This window comes from Kordia sp., assembly GCF_965224175.1.
Taxonomy (GTDB): Bacteria; Bacteroidota; Bacteroidia; order Flavobacteriales; family Flavobacteriaceae; genus Kordia.
Genome location: NZ_OZ245041.1, coordinates 3,779,111 through 3,801,212, shown reverse-complemented (window position 1 = coordinate 3,801,212; position 22,102 = coordinate 3,779,111). Strand labels below are relative to the sequence as shown.

The 22,102-nt window shown below is 33.2% G+C and carries 19 protein-coding genes; 12 read left to right on the top strand and 7 right to left on the bottom strand.

From position 1 onward, the window contains the following. Positions 1-171 precede the first annotated feature (171 nt). The gene (locus ACOQOS_RS16445; RefSeq protein ID WP_420571563.1) at positions 172-3,027 is read right to left on the bottom strand and encodes a VPS10 domain-containing protein; all 2,856 of its coding nucleotides are present in this window, start codon (positions 3,025-3,027) and stop codon (positions 172-174) included. A gap of 193 nt (positions 3,028-3,220) precedes the next feature. Between ACOQOS_RS16445 and ACOQOS_RS16440 the strand changes: the two genes are divergently transcribed. The 6 genes from ACOQOS_RS16440 (at position 3,221) to ACOQOS_RS16415 (ending at position 9,154) form a co-directional block, all read left to right on the top strand. Beyond that, the gene (locus ACOQOS_RS16440) at positions 3,221-3,805 is read left to right on the top strand and encodes a Crp/Fnr family transcriptional regulator (RefSeq protein WP_420571562.1); all 585 of its coding nucleotides are present in this window, start codon (positions 3,221-3,223) and stop codon (positions 3,803-3,805) included. A gap of 224 nt (positions 3,806-4,029) precedes the next feature. Next, on the top strand, positions 4,030-5,322 hold the full coding sequence (locus ACOQOS_RS16435; protein WP_420571561.1) for an aminopeptidase P N-terminal domain-containing protein: 1,293 nt from the start codon (positions 4,030-4,032) through the stop codon (positions 5,320-5,322). 129 nt (positions 5,323-5,451) lie between these two features. Then, complete coding sequence (locus ACOQOS_RS16430) at positions 5,452-6,042, top strand: hypothetical protein (protein WP_420571560.1); 591 nt, start codon at positions 5,452-5,454, stop codon at positions 6,040-6,042. A 51-nt stretch (positions 6,043-6,093) separates the two neighbouring features. Then, positions 6,094-6,405 (top strand): S1 RNA-binding domain-containing protein, encoded by a 312-nt coding sequence (locus ACOQOS_RS16425; RefSeq protein WP_420571559.1) that lies wholly within the window; start codon positions 6,094-6,096, stop codon positions 6,403-6,405. Between the two features lie 20 nt (positions 6,406-6,425). Then, positions 6,426-6,920: a hypothetical protein gene (locus tag ACOQOS_RS16420; protein ID WP_420571558.1), complete on the top strand. Its 495-nt coding sequence runs from the start codon at positions 6,426-6,428 to the stop codon at positions 6,918-6,920. 215 nt (positions 6,921-7,135) lie between these two features. Continuing rightward, positions 7,136-9,154 (top strand): zinc-dependent metalloprotease, encoded by a 2,019-nt coding sequence (locus tag ACOQOS_RS16415; RefSeq protein WP_420571557.1) that lies wholly within the window; start codon positions 7,136-7,138, stop codon positions 9,152-9,154. A gap of 81 nt (positions 9,155-9,235) precedes the next feature. Here ACOQOS_RS16415 and ACOQOS_RS16410 read toward each other — a convergent pair whose 3' ends face one another. The 5 genes from ACOQOS_RS16410 to ACOQOS_RS16390 form a co-directional block, all read right to left on the bottom strand. Continuing rightward, positions 9,236-9,616 carry a plastocyanin/azurin family copper-binding protein gene (locus ACOQOS_RS16410; protein ID WP_420571556.1) on the bottom strand — a complete coding sequence of 127 codons (381 nt, stop codon included), beginning with the start codon at positions 9,614-9,616 and terminating at the stop codon, positions 9,236-9,238. A 113-nt stretch (positions 9,617-9,729) separates the two neighbouring features. Beyond that, positions 9,730-10,287, bottom strand: a complete 558-nt coding sequence (locus tag ACOQOS_RS16405; protein WP_420571555.1) for a carboxymuconolactone decarboxylase family protein — start codon at positions 10,285-10,287, stop codon at positions 9,730-9,732. Positions 10,288-10,873: 586 nt separating this feature from the next. Then, positions 10,874-11,719, bottom strand: a complete 846-nt coding sequence (locus tag ACOQOS_RS16400; RefSeq protein ID WP_420571554.1) for a helix-turn-helix domain-containing protein — start codon at positions 11,717-11,719, stop codon at positions 10,874-10,876. A gap of 123 nt (positions 11,720-11,842) precedes the next feature. Further along, positions 11,843-13,129 (bottom strand): branched-chain amino acid transport system II carrier protein, encoded by a 1,287-nt coding sequence (brnQ, locus tag ACOQOS_RS16395; RefSeq protein WP_420571553.1) that lies wholly within the window; start codon positions 13,127-13,129, stop codon positions 11,843-11,845. Further along, on the bottom strand, positions 13,116-13,688 hold the full coding sequence (locus ACOQOS_RS16390; protein ID WP_420571552.1) for a hypothetical protein: 573 nt from the start codon (positions 13,686-13,688) through the stop codon (positions 13,116-13,118). The genes brnQ and ACOQOS_RS16390 overlap by 14 nt, the downstream gene beginning before the upstream one ends. A gap of 48 nt (positions 13,689-13,736) precedes the next feature. Here ACOQOS_RS16390 and ACOQOS_RS16385 point away from each other — a divergent pair, with 48 nt between their 5' ends. The 3 genes from ACOQOS_RS16385 (at position 13,737) to ACOQOS_RS16375 (ending at position 16,634) form a co-directional block, all read left to right on the top strand. Next, positions 13,737-14,519, top strand: coding sequence for an alpha/beta fold hydrolase (locus ACOQOS_RS16385; RefSeq protein ID WP_420571551.1), 783 nt, complete (start codon positions 13,737-13,739; stop codon positions 14,517-14,519). 920 nt (positions 14,520-15,439) lie between these two features. Then, positions 15,440-16,003 carry a TetR/AcrR family transcriptional regulator gene (locus ACOQOS_RS16380; RefSeq protein WP_420571550.1) on the top strand — a complete coding sequence of 188 codons (564 nt, stop codon included), beginning with the start codon at positions 15,440-15,442 and terminating at the stop codon, positions 16,001-16,003. A gap of 73 nt (positions 16,004-16,076) precedes the next feature. Continuing rightward, positions 16,077-16,634: a carboxymuconolactone decarboxylase family protein gene (locus ACOQOS_RS16375; protein ID WP_420571549.1), complete on the top strand. Its 558-nt coding sequence runs from the start codon at positions 16,077-16,079 to the stop codon at positions 16,632-16,634. A gap of 215 nt (positions 16,635-16,849) precedes the next feature. On the opposite strand, the gene thiL is transcribed toward ACOQOS_RS16375, so the two are convergent. Then, positions 16,850-17,896: a thiamine-phosphate kinase gene (thiL, locus tag ACOQOS_RS16370; protein WP_420571548.1), complete on the bottom strand. Its 1,047-nt coding sequence runs from the start codon at positions 17,894-17,896 to the stop codon at positions 16,850-16,852. 91 nt (positions 17,897-17,987) lie between these two features. Between thiL and ACOQOS_RS16365 the strand changes: the two genes are divergently transcribed. The 3 genes from ACOQOS_RS16365 to ACOQOS_RS16355 are packed head-to-tail and all read left to right on the top strand — an operon-like array spanning position 17,988 to position 22,099. Beyond that, on the top strand, positions 17,988-19,415 hold the full coding sequence (locus tag ACOQOS_RS16365; protein ID WP_420571547.1) for a choice-of-anchor B family protein: 1,428 nt from the start codon (positions 17,988-17,990) through the stop codon (positions 19,413-19,415). Further along, complete coding sequence (locus tag ACOQOS_RS16360; RefSeq protein ID WP_420571546.1) at positions 19,415-20,704, top strand: choice-of-anchor B family protein; 1,290 nt, start codon at positions 19,415-19,417, stop codon at positions 20,702-20,704. Before ACOQOS_RS16365 ends, ACOQOS_RS16360 begins: the two co-directional genes overlap by 1 nt. Before the next feature lie 3 nt (positions 20,705-20,707). Beyond that, positions 20,708-22,099, top strand: a complete 1,392-nt coding sequence (locus ACOQOS_RS16355) for a hypothetical protein (protein ID WP_420571545.1) — start codon at positions 20,708-20,710, stop codon at positions 22,097-22,099. Positions 22,100-22,102: the final 3 nt, after the last annotated feature.

Genomic DNA, 22,102 nt, shown 5'->3' with positions numbered 1-22,102 from the left:
TATTTTAAATCGTCTATCTCTTATAAATTCAAATCTAAAGAGGTTTGATATAATGTTTCAGAATCTCATTTTGACTTTCAAAACCATTACAATAAAATTACAAACAGCTAATATTTAACACCTTATATTTTATATTAATAATTTTTACGTCGAATCACGTTATATTAGAATTTATTCAATCACTAAGCTTGTTGACGCTTTTCCGCCATTTCCAGAAATTTCAATGGTATACGTTCCTTTCGGTAAATAATAGGCTCCATTTTTCTTTTTTGGAATGCTTGCATCTTCTTCCTTTTTTAAATATTTCTTGCGCCCTTTTTCAGTCACGCTCAAATCGTAATTCCAAGTATTAAATCCTGCATCAGCTTCTATTGAATTTTCATTCATAACGACATCATTTGCCGCAGTTACTTTTACAGTAAATTTTCCGCTTTTCTTAGTATGAAAGTAGATGTTTTTTTCTGGCACATTTGGTTTTAACCATTTACTCCAAGTTGATCCCCAAAATGAACGATAACGTATATTTTTAGTCGCGAATACATGTACATCTTTTGCTGCAACGGCTGCATCAGTCTCTTGTAAAACCGCAATATTTGCTTTATAAATAGAACGTCCGTGTGTTCCAAGAAGTAAGTCTTTTGCTTGTTTTTGCACTACAATATCATGTACTGCCACATTTGGTAAGCCTTTGTGAAATGGTTGCCAAGTTTTTCCCATGTCTAGCGAAGCATACGCACCATTATCTGTTCCAGCATACAATATATTTTCATTTGCAGGATCTTCTTTGATCACGTTTACTGGTGAATCTGGAATTCCGTTGGCAATGTTTTTCCACGTTTGTCCGTAATCATCAGACATGTAAACATAACTTGCAAAATCGTCCCAACGATATCCGTTTAGTGTTGCATATACACGTTCTTTTTTGTGCGCAGAAGCAATTACACGTGAAACCCATAAATCTTTTGGAAGATTATTAGAGATTTTCTGCCAGTCACCGCCACCGTTTTTGGTTATATGAATCAATCCGTCATCACTACCTACGTAGATCAATCCGAATTGGAAAGGCGATTCAGAAATACTTGTCAACGTTCCATAAGCAACATTTCCTTTTTTTCCACCTTGTGTTAAATCATCTGAAATCGTTTCCCAATCGTCACCTTTATTGAGTGATCTATGCAACTTATTTCCTCCTAAGTATAAGATATCTTGATTGTGAACCGACAGATGAATCGGTGTTTGCCAATTGAACCTGTATGGAGATTCTCCTAACTCATGTTTTGGTTGAATGTATTGTTGTGAACCTGTTTCACGATTGATTCTAAAGTAGTTTCCAAACTGATATCCTGTATAGACAATGTTTGTATTTCGTTTGTCTACTTGTACTTGCATTCCGTCTCCACCCATAATTCTCTTGTATGGATACTCGCCTTCTTCATGCCATTTTACAGAAGCTTTGTAGTTATTTGGACCAACCCAAACACCATTATCCTGCAATCCTCCATATACTTTATATGGTGTTTGTTCATCTGCATAAATAGCATAGAATTGCCCGACTGCTGGTGTATTACATTTGATCCAATTGTCTCCATTATCATATGAAATATTCACGCCACCATCATTTCCGTTAATTAAGTGATTTGGATTGTTTGGATTTACCCAAAGTGAATGATGATCAACGTGTTGATTTTGTCCGTTGATCGATTTAAAAGTTTTTCCACCATCTTTCGAACGTAAGATTGGTACACCTGCAATGTATATTTGGTTTTGATTTTTTGGACTTACGCGAATCATTCCGAAGTAATATCCATAAGAGTACACTACATCGTCTAGATAATCGTCATGAGTTTTTTTCCATGATTTTCCACCATCAGTAGTTTTAAAAATTTGCGCGCCAATTACTGGCGTATCAAATAAAAGTGAATTTGCATTTTCGAGATATTTTGACAAATCAATCGGTTTGATCGTTCCTGCACGCACCAATTGTTTTACATTTTCAGCTCTGTACTTTTCTTGAAAACCATTCGTTTTTAAATACGTATTTAACTCTTTGTCTGTTAAGCTTAAAAATTTAGACGAAGACATTGTTTTGAAATCATCTTTCGTTAATGCTTTGGAATCACTTTTCTTTTTTTCCTTTTTTTCTCGTCTAAATTGACTATCATGAAATGCATAAACTGTTGTATCATCGTAAACAGCCAATCCAATTCTTCCTACGCCATCTCCTTCAGGGAAACCAGTTTTTTCACTTACTTTTTTCCAAGTTTGTCCTGCATCTGTACTTTTATAAATCGCTGAATTGATTCCATTTCCAATAAAATTCCATGCTTTACGATCACGTTCCCATGAAGAAGCGTATTGTATATTGAAGTTGTTCGGCGAAACTGCTAAATCTACAATTCCTGTATCGTTATTTATGAATAATGTTTTGTTCCAAGTTTGTCCGCCATCAGTGGTTCTGAAAATTCCACGTTCTGCATTTGGCGAATATAAATGTCCTAGTACAGCTATTACAACTTCATTTCCATTATTTGGATTGATTAAAATTCGACTGATATGATGTGAATCGAGTAATCCCATATTGTTCCAACTCTTTCCCTTGTCAGTACTTTTTAGGATTCCAATTCCAGCATACGATGAACGTGAAGAATTATTTTCTCCTGTTCCAACCCAAATTGTTTGAGAATTCCAATCGACAGCAATATCACCAATATTTTGTGTCGGCGAACTGTCTAATACAGGTTCAAACGTAGTTCCGTTATTGTTGGTATACCACAAACCTCCTGAAGCATATGCAACGTAAAATTCGGTAGGATTGTTCGGATTTACATCTAAATCGACCACACGACCACTCATAATCGTTGGTCCGATGTTGGTAAATTCGATATTTTTTACAGTAGAGTTTTCTGTGAGTTTTGCTTTTTCTTTTAAAGCATCTTGCACTTGTGTAGCTGAAGTTGGATTGTGCTGCGCAAAGCTAAATTGTACTAAAAAAAGAAGGAATACGGAAAGTAATATTTTAGGTTTCATGGTTGGGTTTGGTTTAGACTTGGAAATTACTCAATGTTGTAAACTTGGCAAAATTTAGCGTGTTTTTTTAACAATAGTTAAAGAGTTTTTGAAATATTTATGTGCAAACTGATTTAATTTTAAAACATATAACTTAACATAATGATTTGTATTTTCTGGTGAGTTTTCAATAATTTTATATTTTTAAATTAATATGAACGTTTCTACCGCTAATTTTGAGTTATACTTAAAAACTTTTATTCAGGATGCATCTTTATATGCTGAAATTCCTATGATTCTAGAAGTATTCACGCATGTACATTTAAAAAAGAATACACTTTTTGTGGAAGAAGGAAAAATTTGCCCGCATTTCTGCTTTATTAAAAGCGGTATTTTACAGCATAATATTTTGGTAGAAGGCGAAGAAAAAACAACGTATCTCGCATTGAAAAATTCCGCCACAGCGGCATTAAAAAGCTTTATACATCAAATTCCATCACGCAAAAACATCAAAGCCATTAGTGATTGTGATTTGTTTGTGATTGATCAAAAAAACTTTCAAAAGTTACTTAAAAATAATGACGCTTTTCATCGTTTTTATTACAATTTAATAGAGAATCAAATTTATCGAATTGACGATTACCGAATTGATTTGTTGACGTTAACTCCTGAAGAGCGTTATAAAAAGCTACTTGCAAACGAGCCAAAATTATTAAAAGAAGTTCCGCTACATTATTTAGCTTCTTTTTTGGGAATTTCATCCAGACATATGAGTCGAATTAGAAAGAATATAGTATAGTCAGTGTTACCTAAAGTTATTTGTTGTGATATTTTAATTGTTTCCGTTTAATGCTTCATAGGCTTGCCCCGAAGTAGTTGACTTTAGATCATTAATACTTTCAAGAACATCAAATTGATATATTTTTAAATTCTCCAATTAGTGTATTAAAAAAATGCCATTTGGCTACTGTATTCGTTTTTTGTTTGATTATTTTTGAAGGAAATCAATTTAAAATTACCACAATGAAATACCATCCAATAGATCGCAACTTATTTATTAAGAATAGAAAGAATTTTATGGCGCAGATGAAGCCAAATAGTTTAGCTGTCTTTAATTCGAATGATATTTATCCTATTAGTGCCGACAGTACGATGCCTTTTGAGCAACATAGAGATATTTTTTATTTAAGTGGTGTAGATCAAGAAGAAAGTATTTTAGTATTATTTCCAGATTGTCCAAAAGAGCAACATCGTGAGATTTTATTTTTAAAAGAAACAAACGAACATATTGCGGTTTGGGAAGGAGAAAAACTTACAAAAGAAGCGGCTTTAGCAACTGCAGGAATCAAAACAGTATATTGGCTACAAGACCTAGAAAAAGTAATGTTTGAAATAATGACGCAATGCGATACGGTTTACATCAACACCAACGAACATTATCGCGCCAATGTAGAAACAGAAACTCGTGAAGACCGTTTTACGAAATGGTTAAAAAACAAATATCCTGCACACAGTGTTGCAAAAAGTAATCCTATTTTACAACGTTTACGCTCTGTAAAAGATCCTATCGAACTAGATTTGATGCAAACAGCCTGTGACATTACGGAAAAAGGCTTCCGTCGATTATTAAGTTTTGTAAAACCTGGTGTTTGGGAATATGAAATTGAAGCAGAATTGATTCACGAATTTTTACGCAATCGCTCTAAGAAGTTTGCTTATACGCCAATTGTAGCAGCAGGAAACAACGCTAATGTGTTGCATTATATTGAAAACAATCAGCAATGTAAAGCTGGTGATTTAATTTTGATGGATGTTGGAGCAGAATACGCCAATTATGCAAGCGATATGACACGAACAATTCCTGTGTCTGGTCGTTTTTCTGAACGTCAAAAAGCAGTATATAATGCAGTGAATCGTGTAAAAGATGAAGCAACAAAAATGTTAGTTCCAGGTACTATTTGGGCAGACTACCATGTGGAAGTTGGAAAAATAATGACATCAGAGTTGTTAGGTTTAGGATTACTTGACAAAGCAGATGTACAAAACGAAAATCCAGATTGGCCAGCATATAAAAAGTACTTTATGCACGGAACTTCTCACCATATTGGATTGGACACGCATGATTACGGAATTTTAACAGAACCAATGACTGCAAATATGGTGTTTACCGTTGAACCAGGAATTTACATTCCTGATGAAGGTTTTGGAATTCGTTTAGAAGATGATGTTGTAATTCAAGAAACTGGTGAACCATTTAATTTAATGCGTAATATTCCTATTGAAGCAGACGAAATTGAAGATTTGATGAATTCGTAATTTTTTAGATCACTTCACAGCGTTACAAAGCTGTTTTTCAAACTCATACATACTTAAAAAACTCATAATTAATCAATGGTTAGTTATGAGTTTTTAGTATATTTAGTCTTCATCAACTCACACATATCTATGATTCATCATATTGAACCATCTGAGCATATTCGCATGCGGCCGCAATGGTATTTTAAAACTTTGTTTGAAGAAAAATCACTCGATTCAATTCCGTTAGAAATCATTCAATATGTGATTGATCAAAATAGTACAACGATTATTGTGAACTTATATGCAGATACCTTTTCTGTTGAATTTAATGCAGGAATGTCTCTAGAAACACGCCATCGTTATGAAGGTGATATTACAAAAGCAGAGGCTGTTTTATTAGAAATTTCAGAAAAAGTATCATTTTGGAAAAAAGATGATTTTGAATCTGGTCTTAATGGATCCGTTGGTCTGATACGAATTAATGCAACGGCAGAATGGTGCAAATTACTGACCTATTCAAACGGACAAAAAGGAGAGTTTTTATTTAAAGAAGGGAAAACTGAAACGAGAACTATCTGCGGAAGCGACGAAAAGGAAAATTACACTAAAATCACAGTAAAACCGGATGCTACTATTTTCCCTGACTTTACTATGAATCCAAAAGCGTTACAAGAAAAGATTGATGAATTGCGCAAAAACCTGAATGGATTTGATATTCAGTTACAAATACATGCTTAATCATGGAAAAAAAGAAGTTAAGTACTTTTTTCGTGTTAAAACATTTAGACAATGATACGAAATATAAATAGCTGGAATACACTAAAAAAAGAATTACACATAGGAGAAATCATTTCTGGTAAAGTTTTTAAGATAGAACCACATGGCATTTATATAGATATTAATAAAAAATTTTATGGTATTGTTCTAGCTCCATACATTAGTAAAAACAGAATTACTGTAGAAAATTATCCTAAGATAGGAGAAATTGTTACCGGACTTATTATACATTTTTCAGAAGAAATTGATCAGAAAAACATTGAATTTAATTACGTGGTCGTAAGTATGAAAGATTACATTTCTAAATCAGAATCTTCGATATAATTATTAATTTATTTTTAATCATGAAAGAAGAAAAACCAAAATATACCGAAGCCGGCATTCAGTCATTAGATGCCCGAGAACATATAAAGTTGCGTCCCAACTTGTATTTTAAAGAAATTTATGAAGAAAAATCACTCGATCGATTTCCGCTAGAAGTTGCGTGTCACGCCATTGATAAGGTAATGAGCAAAAAATGTAGCTTCATAAAAATTACTTTGTTCTCCGATTATTTTTCATTGGAATATGATGCCGGAATGTCTTTAAAGATGAGTCATGACATAACTCGTGCCGAAGGCATTATGACAAAGATGTATACGTGTCGAAATTACAAGGAACATTTGGCTGTTGGTGATGAGTTTTGCAAATTAGGTATTATGACCATCAATACTGCTTCCGAATGGTGTACATTACTCACGTATTCTGATGAAAAAAAGGAGAATTTCTGTTTAAAAAAGGAAAAACCGAAACGCGTACTATCAGCGAAAATAACGAACATGAAAATTATACAAAGTTGACACTAAAACCTGATCCTACGCTATTTCCTAACTTGAAAATTAACCCAATTACTTTACAAGAAAAGATAACGGTTATTCGTAAAAAGTTAAATGGTTTTGATATTCAACTATACAGTAATGCACACTAAAAAAAATCTAACTTAAGGCGTTTACACAAGTTAACAATTATTATTTTTCAAAAAAACATACTTTTATATTTACTGAATTCCTTATGTATGATGAAAAAAACACTACGCTTCATTTTCCTAATTTGTGTCACTTTTTACTCTTATTCGCAAGAACAATGCGGACAAGATATTGTACAACAACGTTTGTATCTTGAACATCCTGAATTGCGACCTGAAAACAATGCCGCTTTTCAAGAATTGGAAAATTTTACACATAAGTTTAAGACAAGTTCAATAAGTAAAGATTTTTCAGGTGTTGAAGGATTAACCATCGGAACAGATTATATTATTCCTGTGGTTGTACACATTATTCATAATAATGGCGTAGAAAATATTTCGGATGCCGCAGTAGAAAGAGCCATAGAATCATTGAATATTTTCTTTAATGGAACAACTGCGTTCGATGAAAATATTGATCCTAGTTTTCTTCCTGTACGTGGTGCATTTGATACTAAAAAACTGCGATTTGTTTTGGCAAAGTTTGATCCGCAAGGAAATCCTACCAACGGAATTGACAGACAGGTAAATGCTTTTTATACATTTCGTGGCAACGATCCTAATATGCGACTTACGTATCATTGGCCACGCGATCGGTATTTTAATATTTATGTAGTTCGTCAAGCCATTGATGGAAGTGGATCTTCTGGTTTTGCCACCTTTCCACCAAATGTAGCAAGTCAAGAAAATGCATATTTAGATGGACATGTGATGTCTGCTTGGGCTTTTGGAGAACACGGAGAAATGACACAAAATTGGTTTCACAACTTATCACATGAAGTTGGACATTGGCTTAATGTATACCATATTTGGGCAAATGCTGGTGGAAATGGAAATGATATTTATTGTAATTCTGATGATTCTGTTGCAGATACTCCAAATACAAAAGGAAATGCCATTAGTGATTTAGATAATTTTCCAGATCCTGGAACAGTTATAAATTGCGGAAGTGTAGATAATATTACTAATATGATGGATTATACGGCTGCAAGTTATGCGATGTTTACACAAGGACAAAAAGTACGTATGGAAGCAGCGTTGAATTCTTCTGTAGCAGATAGAAACAATTTGTGGAGTATTGATAATGTACTCACTACATTATATGGTTGTACTTCCGGATTAGATTCAGATTTGGATCATATTCCTGATGCCTGTGATGATTGTCCAAATGATATCAATAACGATAGTGATGGCGATGGTATTTGCGATAGTATTGATGCTTGTAATGGTTTTCCTGATGTGAATTTAGACGCGAATCCTTCAGAAATTGATGCTTGCGACACTTTTTTGCCAATTATTAATTTTAATAATGAAACCATTTTAAGTTATGATGTAAATCAAGATAATGGTGTTGCTGATGTGTATGACAATGGCGCTACTTTATACATAGCTACGAATGGTTGGAAAGCGATAGAAATTAATTATGATATCACACCAAATACTGTCATTGAATTTGATTTTATGAGCACTATTGATGGAGAACTTCACTACATTGGTATTGACGATGATTTAGCACTTGATCCTTTGCTTGTGTATAAACTGTATGGTTTTCAAAATGTAACACCTTCTGCCATTTTTAATAATGACTTTAACACCTATACGGATGCCGATAAGTATACTTACAAACATTATAGCATTCCAATTGGTCAATTCTACACAGGAAATATACCGTACTTATTCTTTGCTGCAGATAATGATCTGTTTAACAATACGTTTACTAACAATAATTATCCTGGCGGTGGAAGTTATAATGATGCAACTTCTTTTTATAGAAATGTAAAAATCTATGAAAACACGGTATTATCTACTATTGAATTTGCAGATTTAGATGCACGTATTACGATGTATCCAAATCCTGCTCAAGATGAAATTAGCATTGTTTCTAGCGAAGGAATTGTATTAGACAATGTTTCCATTTTTGATATCAACGGAAAAGTGATTAAAACCGTAGCTTTAAAAAATCAAGTTCAAAATAATATTATAATTAACGATTTAGCTAGTGGTGTTTATTTTGTAAATATTCAATCCAATAAAGGAGAAATAGCTACTAAAAAGTTGATTAAAATATAATTCTTAACAAAATCGTATCACTAAAAAAGCACGCTAATTAGCGTGCTTTTTAATTATCAATCATGAAAAAAACAATAGTAGTTATTTTACTACTAAGGTATATTGAGGTGTAGGGTTTAATGGGCAGAAGTATACATATTCACCTTTTTTAAGTGTTACTTCTTTTGAATGTCCTTTTGTATCATTCTTCACTACTTCCGTTACGTATGCGTTTTTAATGTGGTTTGCAGCGTCTGTTTTCCCTTTTGGCGCTAATACAAATCCAACATCGTGTCCAACTCCTGTATTTGCGATTTCAAAAACGTACGTTCCTGGAGAAAGTGTGATCGATTTTTGTGTGAATTCACCTTTTGTTTGTTCTAAAGAAACCGTTTTCACGTCTTTCTTCATCATTTTGTTTTGTGCTTGCGTAGTCATTGAAAAACCTACGAATAATACTAAAATTGCGATTAATTTTTTCATTGTAATTTTCTTTTAAAATTTATGTTTGTGTGATTATTTATATAGATGTGAATGCCTGAATCTCGTCCTGATTTTCTCATTAGAGACTCAGGGAATTCACTATTTTTTTATAATTATTGAGTTACTGTAAATTTTCCAGCTTCTACACTTGGGAAATCAACTTCTGTTTCAGCAATGTGGTTTACATAGTTTGTTAATGTATTTGAAACTACATTTAAAACAATTTCTAAAACGTCTCCATCATTGTAACCTGCTGCTTTTACTGCTGCGATTTCTTCTCCTGTAACTTGTCCTCTATTTTTAGTTACGCTTTGCGCAAATTGTAAACCAGCTTGTACTTTAGCATCATTTGCTAATCCTTGACGACTTGCTTCAGTTTGCTCTTCAGTCAATCCGTTCATTTTTCCGATAGCTGTATGCGCAGATAAGCAATAGTTACATGAATTTTCTTCTGCGATTGCTAAAGCCAATTGCTCTCTGAATTTGTTGCTAAAGTTTCCACTTCCTGTCAATTCACCTAAACTTAAGTATGATTGTAACGTTGCTGGAGAATTTCCGAATACCTTGATAAGGTTTGGAATAAATCCTAATTTGTTTTGTACTGCATCAAATAATTCTTTTGATTTTCCTGTAGTTGTTTCTGGGTTTAATGTTTCAATTCTTGTACTCATAATTTTGTTTTTTTAATAGTTTTTTATTTTGTTAAATGTGTTTGTTTTAATTTTTGCATTCGCAGATTTGTCTCTCTGGATATTGCTCATCGTATTCTTGATATCCCCAGCAATTTGGGCATGTATTATTTTGAATGTCTTTCATAATTTTTGGTTTTTATTTTCGACTAAGCACTTTAAAAATGTAATCTATATTATATGTGTTTTTAATGTTGTCGAAACGTTGATTTCTAATTACAGTACAAAGATGCGGCAGAAAGACATTCCAAAAAATGGACAAAAGTTCCTAAGAATTGGACAAATGGGTTTCTTGTCTTTAGATTCTTAGATTTGTTAGGTTTTTAGTCTGATTTAAAAGAAAAAAACGATTCAAAACTCAATCGTCAATTCGAGTGTTTTTTTGAAATGGAATGAAGAAAAGTTGTATTGAGAATAACTTGGAAACTCTAAATGGAAAATTTTAAATGTTGAATGTTGAATTGTTGCAAAGTACAATTGTGAATACTGATTTAAAAAATGTAATAATTAAAACTCAAAAACTTACCTACTAACAGCGAAGCGAGTCTTACATTCTAACAGGCGAATCCTACTTCTTGTATTCTGCTTTAAAGTTTAGTGGAGATTTCTGAATAGCTTTGGTAAAGAAACGCGTAAAATATGCAGGATCATTGAATCCTAAATCAAAAGCAATTTCTTTTACAGACTGCTCAGAATACAACAATTGGCGTTTGGCTTCCAGAATAATTCTATTCTTAATGAAATCACTTGGTGTAGTTGTTCCTAGTTTTTGAAAGTGTTTGGTAATCGATTTTGGCGAGATTCCCAAACGATCAGCATAGGCAGAAACTGAATGCATTTGTTTGAAGTTTTGTTCTACCAATACACTAAAATCTTTATAGAGTTTGGTTTCAGTTGCTGACTTTACTACAAAATCGTCTTTTTTTACACGAACCGAATGAATGATAAATTGCTTCAAATACGTTTGCAACATATCGTACTGTCCCGAATTTTCGTTATTAAATTCTTCAATTAAATCTTCTAATAACAAACTCAAGCGTTGTATATCTTTTGGTTTTGGAATCACATAAGGCGAGTCATACACATTATTAAATAACACACCATTGCATGAAATTTCCTTGTCGTGTGTTTGAATACAATAAAAATCTCGTTGAAACGATAATTTGTACGCTTCTTTGATCTTTTCTGAACTTACGGAAAATACTTGTCCTGGCGACAAAAAGAAGATGATATTGCCTTCAAAAGTATATTCCTCAAAATCGATATGGTATGTTCCTTTTCCTTCTTTTATCCAATAAATGGTATAAGAATCAACTTGTTCTGGCTTGCTGACAACACATGCTTTTTCAAATTGCACTACACTTAATGAAAATGTATTTTGATACGTATATGTTGTAATATCTTGAACTGCCATGAATGCTTATTTCTTTGGTCTAATATAAAACTTTTTCTTTGGTCGTAAAAAGAGAGGTTTGTTTACTTAAAAAACCTACTTTTTGTTATGTTTATTTAGGCTGGAATTGCAAAATACAATTCGTTATTTCTTCTGAAAAAATCCAACCAATACAAACGTTAATAACGCAGGCAAAACCCATGCAAAATCATGTGTCCCAAGCGGCATCATCTTTCTAAAGTTTAACAATAAACTATTTTGCGGATAAAAGAAATGAATCGCATCCAACAACCCAAAAATAAATGTGACCAAAACTACGGTTCTAAATACAATCGGTGTGGCAAACTTTTCTGAAGTGATATTAAGAAAGATCAACACAATAGCTATTGGATAAATAAATTTCAAGACAGGAATCGCAATGACTATGATGTCATGAAAATCTAATTGCCCAACTAAAATTCCTATTAAACACGCAACTACTGCAGTAATGGTATATGCCTCTTTTGAGTTATTGAACAATCCTTTAAAATAATCGGCAGTTCCTGTAGTAATTCCTACTGCTGTAGTAAAACATGCCAACGCCACTAATACACTTAAAAATGCTGTTCCTATATTTCCTAAAGTAGCCAAGCTGATACCACGTAATAATGTAGCACGTTTCATATCACCACTCATCGCTGTATCAATGTATATTTCATTACTAAAGTACGATCCGAGTAGTATCAAACCAGCATAAATGACAAACAGACCAAAACCAGCAATCCAGCCAGACTTAGCAATCAATTTTTTCTTTTCTTCAAATGAATCGTGTCCTTTCAGGTTTAACGAAATGATGATAACGCCACCAATAACAATAGCTCCAATAGCATCAAACGTTTGGTAACCTTCTTTTAGTCCTTCAAACAATGGTGTTTTAAAAGAAGAAGCATCTACAACAGCATGCGGCATAAATAAGCCAATTCCTATAATGGTCAATAAAATTAAAACAATTAACGGTGTCAGGAATTTTCCAATAAAATTGAGAATCCTTGACCTATTCAACACAAAAACTAAAACTAGCGCAAAGTAAATGCTGCTCGTTAATAACGGAGTTGTTCCAAAATTGGGAAATATAGAAATTTCATGTGTGGCTGCAGCAGTTCTAGGAGAAGGAATCGTAACAGAAATAATATAAATAATGATACAAAATATACTACTAAATACTGGCGATACTTTTTTTCCAAAATCAAACATCGAACCTTGCAATCGTGCATGTGCCAAAATTCCAAAAATTGGAATTACTACAGCCGTAATCATAAACCCAAGTGTAACCCAATGCCATTGATCTGTTGCTTGATATCCTAATAATGGAGGTAGCAATAAGTTTCCTGCTCCGAAAAACATAGAAAATAATGCAAAAGCAGTAACGAAAAGTTCTTTATTTTTTGACATGAGTAATTTTTTTTATTCCAGCAATTAGTAGACTGATTACTACATACAGAATTCCTAAAGTGATATTGACAAATTTGATAGCCGCAGCCACAAATGCTAATGTTGACCAGTGCGACTGTAAATCTCCATAAAACAATTGAAGCAAGGCAAAGTTCTCTACCATATCTAAAATGGCAGCATATACTATCGTACGTATCACTACAATTCCTAATCGATAGCCTAAAGTTTCAGGATCTTTCCAAATAGTTCGCCTTACACGATGAATTATCAAACAAAGTAATAATGTGTACGTAATAATAAAAACATAATCAAACCACAAACTCCATTCTGCAGACAATAGTGCGCCTTCTGTATATTTCCAAGTGTTTAAGATTTCTGTGCTACCATCGAGTGTCTTTGCTAATTCAAACGAGATAATTCCTAAAGGAGCGACTTCGTTTTTTAGCAATGTATCAAAATGTATCATACAACTTGCTGCCAATAAAAAAGTGGCAATTGCTAAGACTAATAGTTTTTTCTCAGCAGCAGGTGAAAGTTTTTGAAAAATAGACGATAACATTTTTAAGGAATGGTTTTATAGCTAACGAAAGATACATATTTTTGCGACATGCAACAGTTTGTGAGCTATAAAAATATAGAAATTGCCTATACGGTTTCGGGCAAAGGAAATACTTTGGTTTTATTGCACGGTTTTTTAGAAACAAGCACCATGTGGAAAACCTATGTAGCTACTTTTTCTAAAACTCACAAAGTCATTACCATAGATTTACTAGGTCATGGAAAAACAGGTTGTTTAGGTTATATTCATACCATGGAGGAAATGGCAGAAACCATTTTTGCAGTTTTAAAAGAACTAAAATTGCGTAAAATTCATTTAGCAGGTCATTCCATGGGTGGTTATGTAGCGTTGGCTTTCGCCGAAATGTATCCTGATTATGTAAAAGGTTTATGTTTGATAAATTCAACTTCGCGCGCAGATAGTCCTGAACGAAAAATAAATCGCGATCGAGCCATTAGAGCTGTAAAGTATAATCACAAACAATTCATCCGATTATCTATTTCGAATTTATTTAGGCCAAAAAATCGCAAAATCTTCGCAAAAAAGATCAAAGAAGTTAAAAAAGAAGCCTTGACGATTTCTTTGCAAGGAATTGTCGCTGCTTTAGAAGGAATGAAGGTTCGAGAAGATCGTGAAGTATTATTGCATTTTTCTCCGTACAAAAAAATGATGATTATTGGAAAACGTGATCCTATTTTAAACTTTGAAGATTTAATTGATCAAACAAAAGATTCTGAAGTAGATGTAGATATTTTCCCTGACGGTCATATGAGTCATATTGAAAACGAAGATGATCTATTATTTTCTTTAGAAAACTTTGTAAGAAATTAAGTTTCTATTCCTAACAATTCTCCCAAAAACTTCAGTCCTTAACTTAAAACAAAAATATAAGTAAGAAAAATCTATTTATTAAATACAGATTTTTAAATTATTTACGAAAGAATTCATTTTTACTTTTACCATTCAACTTCAAAAAAAGTGTCGTTCGTCTAAAAAATGATGCTTTTCATCGGATAAATGGTTCAAATTAGTATCTTCGGTGTAACCAAAAAGAAAACTTACTTAACCTACTTAATGCAATGGATCACAAGAGCATAAAAACTACTTTTTCCTTTGGAAAGTTATACTGCAGCATCTTCGGTCACCGCTACCGAGTGACGAAAAAAATCACCTCACATGTTAACGAATATCAATGTATGCTTTGTAACTGTGAAGCTACTACTGATGACAAAGGTAAAATTACTCCACTTACACCTCAACTAAAAGACATTAACGAAACGTTGATTAGCTTTCATAAAAAGAAAAATCACGCTTTTTAGTTAATATTATCTCTTTTTTCTGCAGAAAGAAGTTTGTGTTTTTATAAAATACTATAAAACGCAAGTGCTTCTCATTACTACAAATCGTAGATTTGCTAATCGATGTGCCCTGTAGAGTTTTGACGAGGATATATTATAGAATCGTAGATAACTTAACATGTATAATTCATAGCAGCTGAACTTCTAATCGGAATTCATTGCAATTTGATATCTTGTTTATTTTACTTGGAAAATCCGACGGTTTATCTCTGGTTTGCTTTTTTCATCACTGAATTCTAGTCTAGAAAACTAACACTACACGAACACGTTATATTCAATTAACCAAAATATTTTTATTCAAATTCAACAAAATTGATAGAATTTATAAAATAAAAGTTAAAATATTTTTTATATCTAACCGATTGTTTAGTTTTGTCTTGTAATTTAAATCTAATGGCAAGGAAAAAAGAATATAATGAGGATGTAGTAGTAGAAAAAGCAATGCGCCTATTTTGGCGAAATGGCTATGAAACTACTTCAATGCAAATGCTTGAAAAAGAAATGGGTATTAATAAATTCTCGATATATTCAAGTTTTGGGAGCAAGCATGGTCTATTTCTAGAAAGTCTGAAGAGTTACAAAAACAAAGTAAATTTCATTTTTGATCAAATTAGAAACTCAAATAATGGCATAGAAGACATTAAAGACTTTTTCTATAATTCAGTTAGAATTTGTAATGTAAGCGGAAATCAAAAAGGTTGTTTGATTACGAACACTTACAATGAATTTTCGGAAAAGGAAGATAAAATAATTAATGAGCAAATGAATTCTTTCATGAATAACTTAAAAGAGTTGTTCATTGAAAAATTAAAAATGGACTCCAAAAAAGATAAGGAAACCATATTAAAGCAAGCTAATTATTTATTACTAGCAAAACATGGTTTAGCAGCAGCATCAAAGGTAAATAATGAAAAAGAAATTGAAGACTATATTGAAATGACCTTCAAAAATTTATAACATTTTTTTTAACCCATAACTAAACGATTGTTTAGTTATTTAATAATTAGTCAAATAATAAAAAATTAATAGTATGAGTACATTAAAAATTCACAACATCGAAACTGCTCCAATAGGCAGCAAAGCATCATTAGAACAATCTGTAAAAGCATATGGAATGCTCCCTGGCTTACATGGAGTCTTAGCTAGTTCTCCAAAAACATTAGAAGCATATAAAACAATACATGAATTGTTTACTCAAACATCTTTTAATGCAGAAGAATTAACGGTTGTTTGGCAATCTATAAATGTGGAACATGGTTGTCATTATTGCGTTCCTGCACATACAGGAATTGCACATACGATGAAAGTAGATCCTAATTTAACAGAAGCTTTAAGGAATGAAGAAAACATGCCTACGGAAAAATTACAAGTATTAAAAGACACGACCTTGAGTATTGTTAGGAATCGAGGTAAAATAACTGATTCAGAAATAGAACGTTTTTATGCAGTTGGTTATGGGGAACAACAAATTTTAGAAATTATCTTAGGTTTAGCTCAAAAAACAATTAGTAATTATACGAATCACATTGCTAATACACCTGTAGATGCAGCTTTTCAAAAATTTGCATGGAAAGCTGAAACAATTTAATTCTATCATATCAAAGATAAGTTCAGACCATTGGTTTGAACTTATCTCTTATTAAAATTAGTAACAATAATTACATGTATTTTAGGCTTTTTTATGCTAATTCTAGAATTAGCATAATTCAAAAACTACTAAATCCTTAAAAGAAAATAGTGCTTGAATCATTGAATTGAGCGAAATGAATCTAACAATCTAAACGCGAAGCAAGTCTAAAAAATCTATGCATCCATTGCATTCCAGCCTTGTGCTTTTAATGGAATTTTTGTGTTTGCTCTTGTTACCAAGTGAATACCTTCGCTTTCTTGTGTCATATGTCCAATTACGGTAAGATTTGGATTTGCTTTGATTTTCGGAAAATCTTCTTGACTAACGGTGAATAAAAGTTCATAATCTTCTCCGCCACTTAAAGCAACCATTGTACTATCGAGCTTAAACTCTTCACAGGTAGAAATTACTTGCGGATCTAATGGAATTTTGTCCTCATACAAATTACAACCAACTCCAGATTGCTTACACAAATGCATGATTTCAGAAGATAAACCATCGCTGATATCAATCATAGATGTAGGTTTTACATCTAAGTCGTGTAATAAAGGCGGAATATCTTTTCGAGCTTCAGGTTTCAATTGTCGCTCAATAATATATGAATACATGTCTAAATCTGGTTGATTGTTCGGATTTACTTCAAACACCGATTTTTCACGCTGTAATATTTTCAATCCTAAAAATGCACCACCAAGATCTCCTGTTACCACTAACAAATCATTTTCTTTTGCTCCACTTCTGTAAGCAATTTTTTCTTCTTCAAGTTCACCAATAGCAGTTACGCTTATCAATAAACCTGTTGTAGAAGAAGTAGTATCTCCTCCAATAACATCTACTTTATAAAGCTTGGCTGCCAATTCAATTCCTGCGTACAATTCTTCCAACGCTTCCAAAGGAAAACGGTTAGAAACTGCAATTGAAATTGTCACTTGTGTTGCTTTTGCATTCATTGCATAGATATCAGATAAATTCACAACAACTGCTTTATAGCCCAAGTGTTTTAAAGGCATATAACTCAAATCAAAATGCACTCCTTCCACTAACAAATCTGTAGAAACCACTACTTTTTTTGAAGCAAAATCTAATACTGCGGCGTCATCACCTATTCCTTTCACTGTAGAACTTTGCGTAATCTTGAAATTAGCTGTAAGATGATCTATCAATCCAAACTCTCCCAAACTTGCCAATGATGTTCGCTGTTCATTCTTGTCTTTTAACATGTTGCAGTAGTATTTATTAAGTTAAAATCGTATTTTAGTCGACTGTTTTTAAAGCCTCGATCCTTATAAAAACGCAAAATTAGCCAAAAAAATGACACGTATTGCACGAAACCTACTCTTTGTTCTTGCTCTTATTGTTCTTTTCCCCTTAAACGCACAAATTGTCCCATGTTCTGGTGGATTTGCCGGATCTTTCCCTTGTGATGGTTATGACTTACTGTCAAATTTACCAAAATCTACATTTAGTAATGAAGACGGAAGTGATATTTGGGGATGGACAGATACGACTACGAGTAAAGAATACGCCCTGATTACCTTTGAAGATAAAACTTGTTTTGTTGATGTAAGCGATCCTGTAAATCCTATTTACTTAGGAAACATTCCAACAAACGCTGGCGTAAACTACTGGAGAGATATTAAAGTATACAATAACTACGCTTATATTGTAGCAGATAATGTAGGGAATCATGGAATGCAGGTTTTTGACTTAACACGCTTGCGAAATGTAGCAAATGCACCAGAAACATTTACTCCCGATAAAGTACTAACAGATGTTGGAAGTTGCCATAATATTGCTATTAATGAAAATACTGGTTTTGCTTACTTATTAGGTTGTAACACTTTTAGTGGCGGACCACATTTTGTAGATCTTTCTGATCCTGCTAACCCTGTTTCCGTTGGTGGTTATGCTACAGATGGTTATACACATGATGCACAAATTGTAATATATAATGGTCCTGACACGGAACACAACGGAAAAGAAATCATGATTGCCAGCAACGAAAACGAAATTGTCATCTTAGATGTAAGTAACAAATCTTCCATAATACGACTTTCTACTATTGCTTATGTAGATGTTGGATATACACATCAAGGTTGGCTTTCGGAAGATCATCGCTATTTCTATTTGGGTGATGAAACTGATGAAATTGATTTTGGATACGACACAAGAGGTTTAGTTTTTGATTTTGCAAACTTAGATAGTCCAAACTTTTTAACTTCATTTACAGGAAACTCAAATGCAATTGATCATAACTATTATACAAAAGGAAACAAACTATACCAAGCGAATTATACTGCAGGATTGCGAATCTTAGATATTACCAATCCTTCAAATGTTAATGAAATTGGTTTTTTTGATACACATCCAGAATCAAACGATACAACTTTTTTCGGTGCTTGGAGCGTATATCCATATTTTGCAAGTGGAAATATTATTATAAGTGATATTGACAGAGGACTTTTTGTAATTAGAGAAAGTTCAACACTAAACACAAATCAAGTACAAGCCTTTGATTTTATGATGTATCCAAATCCTGCTAAAGATCATATTATGATTAGAGCTGGAGAAAATATGTTGATCAACAAAGTAGAGATTTTTGATTTATTAGGAAAGAAAGTGCTCGAACGTATAAACGTAAATGAAACTTTATTTTATGTACCTGTAACTAAATTGCCTTCAGGCATCTATGTCGTAAAAATCAACAACTCAACATCTCAAAAATTAATTGTAAATTAATGGATAATGATGTTAACAAAAAACAAAGAACTGTGAAAAATTTCAAACTATTTTTAATCATTTCAACAATTGTACTGTGCTTTGGAGCTTGTGCATCAGATGATAATTCAGTTGCGACACCAAGTGAAACTCCAAACTCTATTGCTTTTCCTGACGCAATTATTTGTGAGAATGGTTTTGCAGGAGAATATCCTTGTGATGGCTATGACTTAATGAGTCATATTTCGTTAGATACTTTTGGCGCCGTAAGAGGAAATGATTCTTGGGGATGGACTGATCCACAAACGGGAAGAGAATATGCCTTAATTGGTACAAATGAAAATGCTTCTTTTGTTGATATCACAAACCCAACAGATCCAATTTATTTAGGAAATCTCCCAACCGCAACAGTAGCAAGTAATTGGCGAGATATTAAAGTATATAACAATCATGCATTTATTGTAAGTGAAGCGCCTGGTCATGGAATGCAAGTATTCGATTTAACACGTTTGCGTACAGTTACCAATCCTCCACAAGTATTTACCGCAGATGCTTTATACGATGGTTTTGGAAGTGCGCATAATATTGTCATCAATGAGGAAAGTGGATTTGCTTATGCCGTTGGAGCCATGACGCTGGATGATAGTACCGCTTCTTTTGATGGTGGACCACATTTTGTAAACATTCAAAATCCTACAAATCCAATCGCAGCAGGAGGTTATCCTGATGACGCCTATTCACACGATGCACAAGTGGTTACTTATAACGGACCTGACACAGAACATGTTGGAAAAGAAATATTAATTGGAAGTAACACCAATGAAGTAGTAATTATTGACATCACAGACAAAAATAATCCGATTCAACTATCCACAATCGAATACACAAATATTGGTTATACACATCAAGGTTGGTTTACTGTAGATCAACGATATTTTATACTAGGTGATGAATTGGACGAATTAAACTTCGGATTCAATACAAGAAATATTGTATTTGACTTTGAAGACTTGGACAATCCGTCAGTAAAAATGACCTATACTGGTCCAACAGCAGCTATTGATCACAACGGATATACCAAAGGAGACACATTTTTCTTAGCCAATTATACTGCTGGCGTACGCATGCTAGATATTTCAAATATTGGTGGAAGTCAAATACAAGAAGAAGGATTTTTTGATACATATCCTATGAATGATGATGCTATTTTTAGAGGTGTTTGGAATGTATATCCATATTTTGAAAGTGGAAACATTATTATTAGCGATATCAATTCTGGACTATTTATCATTCGAAAAAACAATGAATAATTCATGAAACAGCACAAAATATACAATACCATATTATTACTATTCGCCTTTGTTTTCATCTTTAGTTGTTCTTCTGATGATAGCACTTCTGGAGATCCAACAGATGAACCTACTCCAATTGGTTTTCAAGGTGAAATTGACTGGTTAAAAACACTAGGAGGAACACAAGAAGATACTGCACAAGACATCACTATGACTTCCGATGGCGGTTATGCCATTGTTGGCTACACTAAAAGTATTGATGGTGATATTACTGACCATACTTCTGAACAAAATGACTATTGGGTAATGCGTTTAGATGCTGATGGAAATGTCCTTTGGAGCAAAACCTATGGCGGAACCGCTGATGATCGTGGTGAAGCAATCAAAACAACAACAGATGGCGGATTTATTGTTACTGGCTATAGCAGAAGTAGTGATGAAGATGTGACAATTAACAATGGTTTTTACGACCAATGGATTGTAAAGTTAGATGCAGTCGGAAATATAAGTTGGGAAAAAAGTTTTGGATACTCTGGAAGCGATCAAGCATTTGACATAATACAAACCAGTGACGGTGGTTATTTCACTACTGGGTTTTTAGATATTACTGCTTCTGGTGGACTTGGAAGTGTTGGGAGACCAGGACCAACCAATAGTGACGGAATTATTGCCAAACATGGAGTTGGAGAATATTGGTGTCACAAATTAGATGCTAGCGGAAATATTACTTGGAGCCGTTATTTTGGCGGAACAAACAATGATAGATCTTACTCGACTTTAGAAACAAATGACAACAACTTTATCATTGCCGGTTCTTCCGAAAGTGACGATTTTGACATCACAGATAGCCAAGGAAGCTATGATTTTTGGGTTGTAAAACTCAGCAATACTGGCGATTTAATCTGGCAACAATCTTATGGAGGTTCTGGAATTGACATTGGATACGACATTGCCAAAACAAACGACGGAAACTATATTGTAGTTGGAGACACAAGAAGTTCTGATGGAGATGTTTCAAATCTAAAAGGTTCTGCTGATTTTTGGATTATAAAAATTAACGATACTGACGGTTCTCTTATTTGGGAACGCACATATGGTGGTACTGACTTTGAATCTGCTAGAGCTATTACACCACTTCAAGACGGCGGATTTGCTGTTGTAGGAAGCGCAAAAAGCAACAATGTTGATGTAAATTCAAATTATGGTCAAAATGATTTTTGGGTTGTAAAAATTACAGATACAGGAAATCTAACTTGGGAGAAAAACTTTGGTGGATCACAATTAGATATTGCTTACGGAATTATAGAAACTACCGACGAAAAGTTAGTTATTGCTGGAAATACACAAAGTGAAGATGGTGATATTATCACCTATAAAGGCGTTAAAGATGCTTTAATCATCAAAATAAAATAATTC

What these genes read in the sequence shown, in the direction of transcription:
- ACOQOS_RS16445 (WP_420571563.1), bottom strand. Translation starts at nt 3,027, where the DNA reads ATGAAACCTAAAATATTACTTTCCGTATTCCTTCTTTTTTTAGTACAA.
- ACOQOS_RS16440 (WP_420571562.1), top strand. Translation starts at nt 3,221, where the DNA reads ATGAACGTTTCTACCGCTAATTTTGAGTTATACTTAAAAACTTTTATT.
- ACOQOS_RS16435 (WP_420571561.1), top strand. Translation starts at nt 4,030, where the DNA reads ATGAAATACCATCCAATAGATCGCAACTTATTTATTAAGAATAGAAAG.
- ACOQOS_RS16430 (WP_420571560.1), top strand. Translation starts at nt 5,452, where the DNA reads ATGATTCATCATATTGAACCATCTGAGCATATTCGCATGCGGCCGCAA.
- ACOQOS_RS16425 (WP_420571559.1), top strand. Translation starts at nt 6,094, where the DNA reads ATGATACGAAATATAAATAGCTGGAATACACTAAAAAAAGAATTACAC.
- ACOQOS_RS16420 (WP_420571558.1), top strand. Translation starts at nt 6,426, where the DNA reads ATGAAAGAAGAAAAACCAAAATATACCGAAGCCGGCATTCAGTCATTA.
- ACOQOS_RS16415 (WP_420571557.1), top strand. Translation starts at nt 7,136, where the DNA reads ATGATGAAAAAAACACTACGCTTCATTTTCCTAATTTGTGTCACTTTT.
- ACOQOS_RS16410 (WP_420571556.1), bottom strand. Translation starts at nt 9,616, where the DNA reads ATGAAAAAATTAATCGCAATTTTAGTATTATTCGTAGGTTTTTCAATG.
- ACOQOS_RS16405 (WP_420571555.1), bottom strand. Translation starts at nt 10,287, where the DNA reads ATGAGTACAAGAATTGAAACATTAAACCCAGAAACAACTACAGGAAAA.
- ACOQOS_RS16400 (WP_420571554.1), bottom strand. Translation starts at nt 11,719, where the DNA reads ATGGCAGTTCAAGATATTACAACATATACGTATCAAAATACATTTTCA.
- brnQ (WP_420571553.1), bottom strand. Translation starts at nt 13,129, where the DNA reads ATGTCAAAAAATAAAGAACTTTTCGTTACTGCTTTTGCATTATTTTCT.
- ACOQOS_RS16390 (WP_420571552.1), bottom strand. Translation starts at nt 13,688, where the DNA reads ATGTTATCGTCTATTTTTCAAAAACTTTCACCTGCTGCTGAGAAAAAA.
- ACOQOS_RS16385 (WP_420571551.1), top strand. Translation starts at nt 13,737, where the DNA reads ATGCAACAGTTTGTGAGCTATAAAAATATAGAAATTGCCTATACGGTT.
- ACOQOS_RS16380 (WP_420571550.1), top strand. Translation starts at nt 15,440, where the DNA reads ATGGCAAGGAAAAAAGAATATAATGAGGATGTAGTAGTAGAAAAAGCA.
- ACOQOS_RS16375 (WP_420571549.1), top strand. Translation starts at nt 16,077, where the DNA reads ATGAGTACATTAAAAATTCACAACATCGAAACTGCTCCAATAGGCAGC.
- thiL (WP_420571548.1), bottom strand. Translation starts at nt 17,896, where the DNA reads ATGTTAAAAGACAAGAATGAACAGCGAACATCATTGGCAAGTTTGGGA.
- ACOQOS_RS16365 (WP_420571547.1), top strand. Translation starts at nt 17,988, where the DNA reads ATGACACGTATTGCACGAAACCTACTCTTTGTTCTTGCTCTTATTGTT.
- ACOQOS_RS16360 (WP_420571546.1), top strand. Translation starts at nt 19,415, where the DNA reads ATGGATAATGATGTTAACAAAAAACAAAGAACTGTGAAAAATTTCAAA.
- ACOQOS_RS16355 (WP_420571545.1), top strand. Translation starts at nt 20,708, where the DNA reads ATGAAACAGCACAAAATATACAATACCATATTATTACTATTCGCCTTT.